This is a genomic window from Gemmatimonas sp., assembly GCF_046594945.1.
In the GTDB taxonomy this organism is placed as follows: Bacteria; Gemmatimonadota; Gemmatimonadetes; order Gemmatimonadales; family Gemmatimonadaceae; genus Gemmatimonas.
Genome location: NZ_JBKJRB010000173.1, coordinates 47,975 through 60,691 on the forward strand (window position 1 = coordinate 47,975; position 12,717 = coordinate 60,691).

The following is a 12,717-nucleotide window of genomic DNA, read 5'->3' on the forward strand; positions in this document are numbered from 1 at the left end:
TCGCCGCGCCCGACAGGACGTGGGCGGGCAGGCGTATCGGACTTGCCGTCGTGCTGTCGATCGCGCTGGCGACGACGCTCTCGGCGCAGCGTGGGCGCCCCCGGTTCGTGCCGCTGCAGCCCGAGCTGTTTGCGGAGGGGGGAACACTGGCGAACGCTTTCGCCGACATCGACCTGGATGGCGACCTCGATTTGTTCGTGGGCTTCAACGGCACACCGAACCGCCTGTACCTCAATACGGCCGGTCGGTTTCGCGATATCGCGGTCGAGGCAGGCGTGGCCGACGCACGGCCCACACGTGCCGCCGCCTGGAGCGACGTTGATGCCGACGGCGACCCCGACCTGTTGCTCGGTTTCACTCCGGGCGCAGGTCCGGTGCTGCGCCTGTATCGCAATGACGGAGGGCGCTTCACCAATATCACCGTTGCCAGCGGACTCACGGTGGAGACCGGCGCGGTACGGCAGCCGGTGTTCATCGACGTTGATGGCGATGGCGATCTCGACCTGTTCGTGGCGTTCCGCGATCGTGCGAACATGCTGTATCGCAACAGCGGCGGCGTGTTTACCGACGTGGCAGCCAGCGTCGGACTCGCCGATACGCGGAAGAGCGTGGGGGCGGTGTGGTTCGACTATCAACAGGACGGCGACTTCGATCTGTATGTCGCCAATCAAGACGGAGACGCGAATGGCTTCTTCCGCAACGACGGCGGAACCTTCACCGACGTGGCCGAGCAAATCGGACTCGCCTGGGGCGGACGTGGTGTGAAGGTGGCCACGCAGGGCACGGTTCGTCCCTGTGTCGCCGACGTGAACAACGATGGCGTGGCGGATATCATCTCCGCGAACTACGGACCCAATGGGCTCTTTCTCGGTGCCGCCAACGGCTCTTTTCGCGACGTGAGCACCTCGTGGGGCGTGGCGATCGACGGACGGTACGACAGCTGTGCGCTGGCCGACATCGATCACGACGGACTGCTGGATCTGTACGTCAACGGGACCGTGTCGGCCACCGAGAGCTTCCGGGACTACCTGTTCGTACGCGCGGCGAGCACGAAGCGCACGGCGTTTGTCGACGTGACGCCGGATAATCTGCTGGCGCTTACCGCCAGTCACGGCGTGCAGTGGGCCGACGTTGATGGCGACGGGGCACTCGATCTGGCGCTGGCGGGCTCTCGCGCTGAGGCGTCGCATCCGATAATGCGCAATGTGCTGCCGCCGGCGATTGGCCGCCGCTCGCTGCAGGTGCGCGTGCTCGATGCGAGTGGAAACGCCACGCTGGCCGGTGCAGAGGTGCGCGTGTATTCCGCCGGCACGCGAAAGCTGCTCGCGACGCGGTTTGTCGATGCGGGCTCGGGCTATGATGCGCAGAGCGATATGCCCGTGCATGTCGGGCTCACTTCGATGAAACCAGTGGACGTCGAAGTGACCGCGCTCATGGCTGGTGCCCGCGTCACGTCGACGGTGCGTCGGGTCTTACCGGCCGAGTACGCCAAGCGTGCGCTGGTGGTGCGGGTCGCGGCACCGAGATCCGGTCGTATACCCGTTGTGATTGAAACGACACGCGGCGCGATCACGGTGCTGGTAGACAGTGCGCGTGCGCCGATCAGGGCGACGAACTTTCTGCGCTACGTCGATTCACTCGCCTACGATGGCGGTCGCGTTCATCGTGCGGTGACCAGGCAGCATCAGCCGTCGGATACGGTGTTGATCGAGGTGATTCAGGGTGGCCCGAAGGCGTCGAGGGTTCGCGCCCGCCTGGCGTCGATCTCGCTTGAGCGCACTCGCGACACAGGACTGCGTCATCGCGACGGCACGCTGTCGATGGCCCGCGACGGTCCTGACAGCGCCACGTGGGACTTCTTCATCTGCATTGGCGATCAACCCGCCCTCGACTTTGGTGGTCATCGGACTCTTGACGGACAGGGCTTTGCCGCATTCGGCAGCGTGACCAGCGGCATGGACGTTGTTCGCGCTATTCAGCGATCGCCCGTGACGGCGCAAGCGATTACGCCGCCGGTACAGATCATGCGCATCCGGCGCGGGACTCGGTCGGGCGCCCCTACTGCTTGAACGACAGCCAGGCGGTGTAGCGATCCTGCGGCAGCAGCGGTCCCGGCACGCTTGGGTATGGCGTGAGCGAGTCGAAGATGACCCGGACGCCGCCGATCAGCGTGTCCCGTGGCGCGGCGCCCCAGCGAAGTCGCACCGGCACCATTGGTCCCATGCCGAATCGATAGGCGATCACGATCTCCGCCGTGCCCGCTGAGACGCACACCACCGATCGTGGGCACCGGGAATCCTGCTCGACCGAGACCAGGGCGACCCTGAAGGCATCGGTGCCGGTGGGATGTACCTCCCGCCCGAGGCGAACGGCCTGCGATGCACCGTTCAGCACTGGTGTCGCTTCGCTGGGGTTCGCGTGACAGGCCGCCGCGAGGGGGGCGGTGAGAACGGTGGCAACGAGGAGCCATCGGGGCACGGTGCGCATGACAGAAGATACCCGAATATCCCTGCGGAGTTCGCGTTTCTTCGTGTCGCCAGACCCCTAACGCTGCGCGTCCCGGACTGCGAAAATCAGGAGGTACGCGTTCGTCGTCGACCCTACCCCGTGGAGCCAGCGTGAACACCGCCCCCCTCTTTTTCACCGTGAACGGAGCCCGTCGCACGTTCGACGGCGATCCCACGATGCCGTTGCTCTGGTACCTGCGCGACGAACTCGCGCTCACGGGCACAAAATACGGTTGCGGCATCTCGCAGTGCGGCGCCTGCACGGTACACGTGAACGGCGCCCCGGTGCGCGCCTGCCAGCGGCGCATGCAGTCTCTTGCCGACGCGAACGTGACGACCATCGAAGGCTTGCACCCGACGGGCGCACACCCGCTGCAAGTGGCGTGGCGCGAGATCGATGTGCCGCAGTGCGGGTTCTGCCAAAGCGGTCAGATCATGCAGGCCGCGACACTGCTCGCGAAGACGCCGATGCCGACCGACGCTGACATCGATACGGCCATGAACGGTCATATCTGTCGGTGCGGCACGTACCCACGCATTCGGGCGGCGATCAAAGCGGCCGCGGAGGCCACGCGATGAGCGCCAAACACCGACTGCCATGGATCACGGCACACCCCGAGCCGACCGACGACCACGCACGTTCGTCCGCTGCGCTTGAAACACACCGTCGCGATTTTGTGAAACTGCTGGGGATGGGCGGATTGTTGGTTGCCGCCAGCACGCTCGGCGTGCGACGTCTCGGCGCCGCCGATCAGCTGTTTGCACCCAACGCGGAGCCTTGGGAACCCCACGCGTATGTACGTCTGGGTGACGATGGGATCATCACGATCATGTGCCACCGCTCGGAGATGGGGCAGGGCATCCGCACCACGATGCCGATGATCATCGCCGACGAGATGGAAGCTGACTGGGCCACGTGCCGCGTGGAGCAGGCGCTTGGCGACGACAAGAAGTACGGCAACCAGAACACCGACGGCTCCACCAGCATTCGTGATTTCCTTCCCAAGTACCGCGAGGCCGGCGCGACGGTGCGCGCGTTGCTCGAAGACGCGGCCGCCAAGGAGTGGGGCGTCGCCTCCGGGGACGTGCGGGCGACGAACGGCCACGTGGTGCACACGCCGAGTGGACGGACGAAATCGTTTGCGGCATTGGTTGCGACGGCGCGGACGATTCCCATGCCGGCGAAGGAACGCGTACGCATCAAGTCACCGAACGAGCGGCGATGGGAAGGCAAGCGGATGCCGTCGATCGATCTCGTGCCGATGACGACTGGCACAGCGATGTACGGCGCGGATATGACATTGCCCGGCATGAAAGTGGCCGTGATCAGCCGGCCGCCGGTGTGGGGCGGCAAGGTCGTGAGCGTGGACGACAGCGTGGCACTGAAAGTGCCCGGCGTGGAGCAGGTGGTGCGGATTCCCGAGACGCCGGTGCCGAGTGCGTTTTTCCCGCTGGGTGGCGTAGCGGTGATCGCCAAGAACACGTGGGCGGCAATCCGCGGGCGCGACGCGCTGCGGATTACGTGGGACGGTGGTCCGAACGCCACGTACGACAGCACCGCGTACAAGGCGTCGCTGTTGGCGTCGGTGCGCGCGCCCGGCAAGGCGGGGCGCGCGGTAGGCGACGTGCCCGGTGCGCTGGCCGGTGCGGCGAAGCGCGTGACGGCGGAGTACTACATGCCGCATCTGTCGCATGCGCAGATGGAGCCGGTGGCGGCGTTGGCGAATGTGGCGAACGGGAAGGTGGACGTGTGGGCGCCGACGCAATCGCCGCAAGACGCGCGCAACACGGTGGCGCAGTATCTCAAAGTCGACGCGGCTGATGTCGCGGTGCATGTCACGCTGCTTGGTGGAGGCTTCGGTCGGAAGTCGAAGCCGGACTTTTTGTGCGAGGCGGCGTTCCTGTCGCGCGAAGTGGGTGCGCCGGTGCGCGTGCAGTGGACCCGTGAGGACGACTTGCGGAATTCGTACCTGCATTCGGTGGCGGCGCATCGGCTCGAGGCCGGACTCGATGCCAGTGGCAAGGTCACGGCGTGGCTGCACCGGTCGGCGTATCCTGCCATCGGCGCCACGTTCGCGCCGAATGTGCCGGGCGCCGAACCGGATGAACTCACGAACGGCGCGAGCGACATTCCGTTCGACATTCCGAACATGAGCGTCGAGATCTGTCCAGCCGTCGCGCACACGCGCATTGGGTGGTATCGCAGTGTTAATGCGATCCACCACGGCTTCGCGATCGGTTCGTTCGTCGACGAATTGGCGTACGCTGCGAAACAGGACCCAGCGGATTTTCTCCTCACGTTGCTGGGCCCCGATCGCGTGGTTGATCTCTCGAAGGCGGGCTTGGTGGCGCCGGCGAGCAACTACGGGGCCACGTGGGCGGATCATCCGCTCGATAGTGCGCGTGCTCGTCGCGTAGTGGAGTTGGCCGTCGAGCAGAGCGGATGGCGTGGCGCGAAATTGCCGCGCGGGAAGGGACGCGGACTCGCGATCCATCGCAGCTTTCTCACGTATGTGGCGATGGTCGTGGAGGTGGAAGTGCTGCCTGATGGCACCGTGCTCGTGCCCCGGACCACGGTGGCGGTTGATGCCGGGTTCATCGCGAATCCCGATCGCGCGCGAGCGCAGATGGAAGGGGCGTTGATCATGGCGATGAGCAATCTGCTCACCAGTGAAGTCACCTTTGCCGGCGGCAAAGTGGTGCAGTCGAATTATCGCGACTACGGCGTGACCCGCATGCGTGCGGCGCCGCACGTGGTCGATGTGCACTTGGTGGCGAGTGAGGGGTTGCCGGGAGGCATTGGTGAGCCCGGCGTTCCACCAGCCGGCGGCGCGATCGCGAATGCGATTTTCGCGGCTACGGGGGTGCGCGTGCGACAGCTGCCGGTGGCGAAGCAACTCGCGGGCTGGCCGACGCGCGCCGTGGACGGCGTGCGGGGCGGCGGGTGATGAAAGCAGCTGTTCGCATGAGACGTTATACGACGTGTGCCGCCGTGATCACGACGCTCGTGGTGAGTCCGACTTTGCTCGCCGGGCAGCAGCCCGCCGAGGCATGGTGGCGCCATGTGCAGGTGCTGGCGCACGACTCCCTCAAGGGGCGGGACACAGGCAGTCCCGGCCACGAAGCGGCGGCGCGCTACGTCGCGGAACAGTTCAAGTTGGCCGGCCTCACGCCGGCCGGGACTGACGGGTGGTACCAGCCCGTTCGCTTCATCGAAGTCGCGCTGGCCAAGGACGGCGTCACGTTGGCGCTCCGCGAGGGCGACGCGTGGAATCCGCTGGCGGTGGGACGTGATCTGCGCGTCACGGCGCGTCTCTCCACCGACAATGTCGAGGCGCCGCTGGTGTTCGCCGGCTATGGGATCACGCTGCCGCAGGCGGGTATAGACGATCTGAAAGGGCTCGATCTGCGTGGCAAAATCGTGGTGTATGTGAACGCGAACCCCAAGGGACTTTCTGCGCCGTTGCTGGCGCACGGCACGCGCACGCGCTGGGCCGCCATGCGGCAGGCTGGGGCCGTGGGCGTGGTCGCCGTTGGGGCTGGAGGCTCCTGGGTGGATAACGAGAACACCCGTCTGGGCAGCTCCGTGTCGCTGGCCGACACGTCGCTCGACGATCTGGGTGGTCAGCGAATCAACAGTGTGCTCAATCCGGCGCTGATGCCGCGCCTGCTGGCTGGTAGCGGCATCGTGTGGGACAGCATCGTGGCCGTCGCGGCGCGTGGCGAGCCGCTGCCGACCGCCGAACTCACGGTGGCATTGCGTGCGACGCTCCCCACGCTGCGCCGCGACATCTTGTCGCCGAATGTCGTGGGCATGCTGCCGGGTACGGATCCCACACTGCGCGACGAGGTGGTCGTGCTGAGTGCACACCTTGATCATGTCGGCACGTTCAAGGGACCGGCGCTCACCGGCGACAGCATCTTCAACGGCGCCATGGACAACGCGACTGGTGCCGCGACGCTACTCGAAACGGCCAAGACAGTGTCCGCCCGCGGCGGCAACAAGCGCACAGTGCTGTTCGTGGCCGTCACCGCCGAAGAGAAAGGATTGCTGGGCTCGCGCTACTTCGCGGCGCGTCCATCGCTCACGCGCGGCACGATCGTCGCCAACCTCAACACCGACATGTTCCTGCCGCTCTTCCCGCTCAAAGGACTCTTCGTGTACGGCAACGACGAGTCGGATCTGGCCGACGATGTGGACGGCGTCGTGACGGCACGGGGGCTGCGCGTCCTGCCGGATCCGGAGCCACAGGAAATGCGGTTCGTGCGGAGCGATCAGTACAGCTTTATCCGCCGTGGCGTCCCGTCGCTGGCCTTCAAGTTGGGGTACACGTCGGGCACCGCCGACGAGAAGACCTTCACCGGGTGGGTCCGTGAACGGTATCACAAGATGTCGGATGACCTGGCGCAACCGATCGACTTCGAGGCCGCGGCGGGGTTCAATGCGCTGTACGCGGATCTCGCGTTGGGGGTGGCGAACCGGAAGACCCGTCCGACGTGGCGTCCCAACAGCTTCTTCGCGACGCCGGTGATCGTGCCCTGAGAGGTGCGGGCGCCATCGCGGAGTGGCGGCGTACGTCAGTGATGGATCTAGACGTATGCGAAGAGGGCCACACGCACGATCTGTCGGATCTCGGACACGCTCTCCCGCTCATGTGGAGCGCCGGTGCCCCAGAACGGCGTGATGCACGGGCCTTCGCGCCCTTCGCGTGAACTGCGGTGCTTTCCGGGACCTCGGCGCCAACGGACGGCCAGCTAGCGGACCTTTCGCATTTCTTGGCCAGAAACGGTTGCCGTTCCTCTTTGGGAATACCCCCTTCGGCACCGACCTGAAACAACGGGACCCCTTGACCGATCGCTCTCGGAAGGACGGCGCGTTCCTGTCTGCGAGTTTCACGGGGAACACGCGGCGCGACCACGTCGTGCGGGTGCGTCTTCAGCGCGCGTGTCCATCCCGCCACGCGACGATCGGGCGGGCGCCGTTGAACTGATCACACAGAGAAAAAGAGACACAGAGAACAGGAGAACATGGACCGCTGTGATCTCCTTTCCTCTCTGTCTCTTTTTCTCTGTGTGATCAGTTCAGCCGTGCCGCCGAGGCAACCGGTCGCCAACGGGCTGAGGCGGAGCGCGGGAACAGCACGCGCACCACCAACCGCAGATTTGCGAAAGTACCGCTAGCTTACGCAAAGCGCGCGGAGAGACGCGAACAGACGCGAAAGTACCGCTAGCCAAGGCCGATTCGTCCACCATCTTTCGGGAACCTCGGCCGGCTGTTCGTTGTGTTCCCCGCTCCCCAGTGCTGTCATGCGCCCATGGCGTCCGTTGGTCGTTTCGCTGCTCGTTGGTTCGCTAAGCCTCACGCCGTCCCTCCGTGCACAGCAGGTCGTCGCTGACCCCGCGCTGGCGGCCGAGATCGATCGTCGCACCGCGGCGATTGCCGACAAAGTCACCGCCTGGCGGCATGATATTCACCAGCATCCTGAGCTGGGCTACGCCGAAACGCGCACGGCGGCCTTGGTGGCGGCGCATCTCAAGTCGTTGGGGCTCGAAGTGCAGGAGAATGTAGGCGGCATCCCGGGTGTGGTGGGTATCCTGAAGGGTGGCAAGCCCGGTCCCACGGTCGCGCTGCGGGCTGACATGGACGCCTTGCCGGTTACCGAGCTCGTGGACATCCCGTTCAAGTCGACCGTACGCACGGTGTACAACGGTCAGGAAACAGGCGTGATGCACGCCTGCGGGCATGACATGCACACCGCGATGCTGATGGGGACCGCCGAAGTGCTGGCCGGTCTCAAGGATCGAATTCCGGGCACGGTGAAGTTTCTGTTTCAGCCGGCCGAAGAAGTCCCGCCACGCGGTGGTGCGCAGCCGATGATCGATGCCGGTGTGATGAAGGGTGTGGATGGCGTATTCGGTCTCCACGTCGGTCCCGGACCGCTGGGCGCCATCCGCTATCGCGCCGGCGCGATCTCGGCCAGCGCCGACGGCTGGCGTATCGTGGTGCACGGACGACAGGGACATGGCGCGATGCCGTCGAACACGGTCGATCCCATCGTCGTGAGCGCAGAAATCGTGACCGCGCTCCAGACGATCGTGTCGCGTCAGCTCGATCTCTCGAAGGCGCCCGCGGTGGTGACGGTGGGTGCGATTCATGGTGGACTACGCGAGAACATCATTCCCGATTCCGTGTGGATGATCGGCACCATCCGTGCCTTCGATCCGCAAGCGCGCACCACGATTCACGAGCGAATGAAGCGCATCGCGACGAACATCGCGGAGGCGCACGGTGCCACGGCCGACGTGATCGTGGACATCGGCTATCCGAGCTCGGTGAACAGCGACGCGATGGTGGCCAAGTTCTATCCCACATTGAAGCGCGTGGCGGGCGCGGTGGGCGCCACCGAAGGTGACATCACGATGGCCGGCGAAGACTTCTCACGCTTCTCCGCACTGGCACCGGGCTTCTTCTTCAACTTGGGCGTCACGCCGCCTCATCTCGATCCGAAGACGGTGGCCAGCAATCACTCGCCGCTCTTTCAGGGCGATGACCGGGCGTTGGCGGTGGGCGTGCGGGCGATGACGAACATGGCGATGGACTTCCTTCGGTCGAGCGGAGTACCGAAGCTCATTCCGTGACCACCCGCGCCGCGTGGACACTGTACCGCTACGCCGATGTCCACGCCGCGCTCTGCGACGATCGCCTCGTTCCGTACGGCGTGGCCACACGCGGTGATGCTACGCATATCGTGGTGCGCGACGCCGTAGCGAGGGAACTGCCGCCCGCGCTCATGGCACGATGGCGTGCATCGTTCGGTGGTCGGGCCGATCGGATACTGGCGACGTTGTCAATTGGTGAACGTGTTGACCTCATGCGTGACGTAGCGCAGCCGTGGGCGTATGAGGCGGTGGTGCAGGTACTGGCGATTCCGCCGCAGGTGGCTGCGGCCAGCCTTCCGGCCGCAGCCACGCTCTTCGAGGAGTCGGCGATCGCGTGCGGCGGCGCGCCGACGCACGCACTGACACAGGCGGCGGTGCAGCTGGCGGCGCAGCTCGATGCCTACGGCGGCGCTGGTACGGTGCAGAGCTTCGTCGCGATCACGCAGACGGTGCCCGCGCTCGTCGGCGCCGCCATGTTGGCGTTGCTGCAGCATCCTGCGCAACTGGCGTGGCTGCGGGCGCATGGTGACGCTGCGGTGAGCCGCGAGGTGCTCGCGATGGCGACCAATGAACTGCTCCGATTCACGGGGCCGTCGCGGGCCGTCTTTCGCATCGCGGTGGCACCCGTCACCATCAGAAGTGCTGCCATCCAAATCGGCGATGCGGTCGTACTCTTGCTCGCGCAGGCGAATCGCGATCCTGACGTCTTCATCAACCCTGAGCAGCTCGACGTGCAGCGCGCGGAGCCGAGACATCTAGCCTTCGGCGTCGGTGCACATGGCTGCGTGGGCGCAGGCGTCGTGCGTTTGTTGCTGCAGGAAGCGATCGCCGCGTTCGTGCGCAGCTCGCGCGAGTTCGACCTCGACGAGCGCGATGGCGTTGGCGTGACCTGGCTGGACGGGTTCGCGTTGCGTGCTCCTCGTTCGATCCCGACCATCGTTCGCGAACGGCGCGCTACTCCGTAGTCCACCTCGTCGTCGCGAGTTTGGTACAGGTTGCAATGCGCGGGTTCCCCGTGACGGCGCTGAGCACCGAAGCCGTTCCCGACGCGACGCGTCCCAACGCGCCGGCGTCGCAAGGAATCCGTGGACCGTTGTCAGGAAGGTGTACCCGTTCGTTTCCCCATGCGCGAATAGCAAGAAGCCCCCGGTGCATACCGAGGGCTAGTTGCTACTCTGGCACCATTCTCACCGCCCAGACTTATCGGTTGGACGTATTGTCCAGCAATGGCCGTGTTGCAAGCGTCGTACTCACGACCGTGATGTCTCCGCGCGCACTGATCGTGTAGACCTTACCGGCCGAGAAGGACACGGCCGTACGCGTGATGAGGTTCGTCGATGAGCCCACGTACCGCGTGCTGATGTCGTACACGGCTCCGGGCAGCGGCGTGAACGCCCCCGCCGACTTGTACGCCACGGCGCCGCCCACCGGCACTTCCACGCCGGTCGTAGGGTTTCGCGCGTACAGCGACATCGGATTCGCATTGGAGATCGCGTTGACGAACCGGACGTAGCTGACCGTGTAGTCGAGCGTATCCACGAACGCGTCCTCGAGGACGAACCCTTCGGCGGTCTTGCTGGTCGTGTTGTAGATCCCGCTGATGTAGAACGAGTACGCTTTGCCTGCGGCAAGCGTGGCGGTCGCGGCGGCAATCGGCACATCCTTGTCGACCGCGGCGGCGATCTTGCCGGCGAACGTGTACTGGCCGGGCGCGATGCCCGAGTAGAATCCTCCGCTGCCAACGCCGCCGGAGGCGACGCCATTGGTGGATTCGACGCCCGTCGCAGAGAGCACCGCGGTGACCTTGGCGTCGTTGGCGTAGAAGTTCACCGCCGGCGCACCAACGCCGAAGTTGAAGAACTTCACGCGGGCCGCTGGCAGCGAGCCCGTGATGTCCTGTACGGCGTTCTTCTCACACGCGGTGAGCGCGACGGCGCACAGCAGCATCGTGAACGATCTGAATGTGTTCATCGCTGATTACGGTTGAGTGATCCAGAGAGGCTTCGTGTGGTAGTCGAGCGCCAGGCCGCCGATGGCTTCCAGGCCGACTCTGTTCCACACATACTCCGAGTTGAAGCGCGGACGGATGCGCTGCACGATCTTGCCGCCGTTGTCGGGAAACAGGTTGATGGGCAATGAGAAGCCGGGGAATACCTGCATGCCGCTGGCCGGATCGACGTCGGTGTAGTTGTAGCGACGCATGTCCATCCAGATCTCGTTGTGACCCCACGCCCACTGCGCGATGTACTTCTGCGACATGATCAGCGTGAGGGACATGCCCGCCGGTGTTGCCGGAATGATGGCCGAACTGGCGAGAAACGCCGCTTTCTCGACCGCCGTGATCTGCGTCGGTGCCTGGTTGTTGTCGAGGTTGCGCGAGTTCACGAAGTCGATGTGCGCGGACACCCCGGCGATGTACGCCGCCCGTGCCGTCGCGAGATCGCCCATGCGATACGCGGCCTCGGCCTTGATGAACTGCAGCTGAGCGTACGTCATGACCGGCATACGCGCCTTGTCGTCCCACAGGTAGCGCCCCGGCTGGGCCAGGCCACCGGTGCCGACGTAGCCGTATACGTTGTTGGGCTGTTGCGCGACGGCGAGAGCACCGAAGCCGACGACGTTTACGTCGAGGCCGCGATACACACCATCGGGCGACGGCGACAGCATGCGCGTCATACGCGGGTCGACGACACCGCCGAACTGCGTGCCGTTCATCAAGCCGACCACGAACTGCGTCTGGCGATACGCGTTGAAGTTGCCGCGCGTGCGTCCGAGGAAGTTGATGTCGTCGTTCTGCGTGCCGGGAAACTGCAGCAACGCGTCGTCGGCATTGCTCGCGAAGGAGCTATTGACGGCGGCGATGACGTCAGCCGGCTTGTACGAAGCTTTACGGGAGTAGTGGTTGAGACTGAGCGCCTTCAATCCGTACGCCAGCTTGAGCCACTTGGTGCGATCACCGTTGTACATCTTGTCGGTGCGCGCCAGATACGTCTGATCGACCGCACCGTCGGTACGCTGCAGCAGCACGATCGCTTCGTTCAGGAGCTTGAGGATCTCCTGGTAGGCATACTCCTGCGAATCATAGTTGAACGTGAACTTTGACTGGTCGATCGCTTCCTTGATGATGATTTCGCCGTGGAGGTCGGTGGTGACCTGCCAGCCCCACGCCTTGAGCACCTTGGCGACACCGAGGAGATCCCAACGCTCCTCGGCTTCGGCAAGGTTGGTCATGTCGACCAGGTTCTGACCAAATGACCAGTACACATCACGCCACTGCTGGGCGCCGTTGTCGCTGGAGGGATCGTAGCCCATGCGGTCCCAGGTGGTCAAAATCGTGGTGGCAAATACAAATTGCTGGGTGTAGCGACCGACGAATCGGCCGTCGAACTGCGGCGACGTCGCCAGCCAGTGCAGCATCGGCGCGAGATACAGGTTCGCGGCAACTTTCTGCGGCCCGTTCGGATTGTTGTTGACGTCGAGGAACTCATTGCAACTCACTGACGTCAGCGCAACGGCGCCGGCCAGCAGAATCTTGCGGAAGGATTTCATG

General features: G+C 64.9%; 9 protein-coding genes. 6 read left to right on the forward strand and 3 right to left on the reverse strand.

Translation table 11 applies throughout. The features are described 5' to 3' along the window. Positions 1-50: 50 nt before the first annotated feature. The gene (locus ACLL97_RS21220; protein ID WP_411282480.1) at positions 51-2,069 is read left to right on the forward strand and encodes an FG-GAP-like repeat-containing protein; all 2,019 of its coding nucleotides are present in this window, start codon (positions 51-53) and stop codon (positions 2,067-2,069) included. Here ACLL97_RS21220 and ACLL97_RS21225 read toward each other — a convergent pair. Continuing rightward, entirely contained in the window at positions 2,059-2,487 is a 429-nt protein-coding gene (locus ACLL97_RS21225; RefSeq protein ID WP_411282481.1) for a hypothetical protein, read from the reverse strand. The two genes, ACLL97_RS21220 and ACLL97_RS21225, sit on opposite strands and share 11 nt — an antisense overlap. A 131-nt stretch (positions 2,488-2,618) precedes the next feature. On the opposite strand from ACLL97_RS21225, the gene ACLL97_RS21230 reads away from it, so the two are divergent. The 5 genes from ACLL97_RS21230 to ACLL97_RS21250 all read left to right on the forward strand — a co-directional run bounded on the left by ACLL97_RS21230 (position 2,619) and on the right by ACLL97_RS21250 (position 10,132). Then, positions 2,619-3,086 (forward strand): (2Fe-2S)-binding protein, encoded by a 468-nt coding sequence (locus ACLL97_RS21230; protein WP_411282482.1) that lies wholly within the window; start codon positions 2,619-2,621, stop codon positions 3,084-3,086. Beyond that, entirely contained in the window at positions 3,083-5,455 is a 2,373-nt protein-coding gene (locus ACLL97_RS21235) for a molybdopterin cofactor-binding domain-containing protein (RefSeq protein ID WP_411282483.1), read from the forward strand. Before ACLL97_RS21230 ends, ACLL97_RS21235 begins: the two co-directional genes overlap by 4 nt. Positions 5,456-5,472: 17 nt before the next feature. Further along, complete coding sequence (locus ACLL97_RS21240) at positions 5,473-7,050, forward strand: M28 family peptidase (RefSeq protein ID WP_411282484.1); 1,578 nt, start codon at positions 5,473-5,475, stop codon at positions 7,048-7,050. A 764-nt stretch (positions 7,051-7,814) separates the two neighbouring features. Continuing rightward, positions 7,815-9,146 (forward strand): M20 metallopeptidase family protein, encoded by a 1,332-nt coding sequence (locus ACLL97_RS21245; RefSeq protein WP_411282485.1) that lies wholly within the window; start codon positions 7,815-7,817, stop codon positions 9,144-9,146. Beyond that, positions 9,143-10,132: a cytochrome P450 gene (locus ACLL97_RS21250; protein ID WP_411282486.1), complete on the forward strand. Its 990-nt coding sequence runs from the start codon at positions 9,143-9,145 to the stop codon at positions 10,130-10,132. The genes ACLL97_RS21245 and ACLL97_RS21250 overlap by 4 nt, the downstream gene beginning before the upstream one ends. A gap of 235 nt (positions 10,133-10,367) precedes the next feature. Here ACLL97_RS21250 and ACLL97_RS21255 read toward each other — a convergent pair whose 3' ends face one another. Both ACLL97_RS21255 and ACLL97_RS21260 read right to left on the reverse strand, forming a co-directional pair. Beyond that, positions 10,368-11,138 carry a DUF4397 domain-containing protein gene (locus ACLL97_RS21255; protein ID WP_411282487.1) on the reverse strand — a complete coding sequence of 257 codons (771 nt, stop codon included), beginning with the start codon at positions 11,136-11,138 and terminating at the stop codon, positions 10,368-10,370. A 6-nt stretch (positions 11,139-11,144) separates the two neighbouring features. Then, a complete protein-coding gene (locus ACLL97_RS21260; RefSeq protein ID WP_411282488.1) occupies positions 11,145-12,716 on the reverse strand; it encodes a RagB/SusD family nutrient uptake outer membrane protein in 1,572 nt (523 codons plus the stop codon). Position 12,717: the final 1 nt, after the last annotated feature.

Coding starts and splice junctions, on each gene's coding strand:
- ACLL97_RS21260 (WP_411282488.1), bottom strand. CDS start 12,716: ATGAAATCCTTCCGCAAGATTCTGCTGGCCGGCGCCGTTGCGCTGACG.
- ACLL97_RS21235 (WP_411282483.1), top strand. CDS start 3,083: ATGAGCGCCAAACACCGACTGCCATGGATCACGGCACACCCCGAGCCG.
- ACLL97_RS21225 (WP_411282481.1), bottom strand. CDS start 2,487: ATGCGCACCGTGCCCCGATGGCTCCTCGTTGCCACCGTTCTCACCGCC.
- ACLL97_RS21245 (WP_411282485.1), top strand. CDS start 7,815: ATGCGCCCATGGCGTCCGTTGGTCGTTTCGCTGCTCGTTGGTTCGCTA.
- ACLL97_RS21240 (WP_411282484.1), top strand. CDS start 5,473: ATGAGACGTTATACGACGTGTGCCGCCGTGATCACGACGCTCGTGGTG.
- ACLL97_RS21255 (WP_411282487.1), bottom strand. CDS start 11,138: ATGAACACATTCAGATCGTTCACGATGCTGCTGTGCGCCGTCGCGCTC.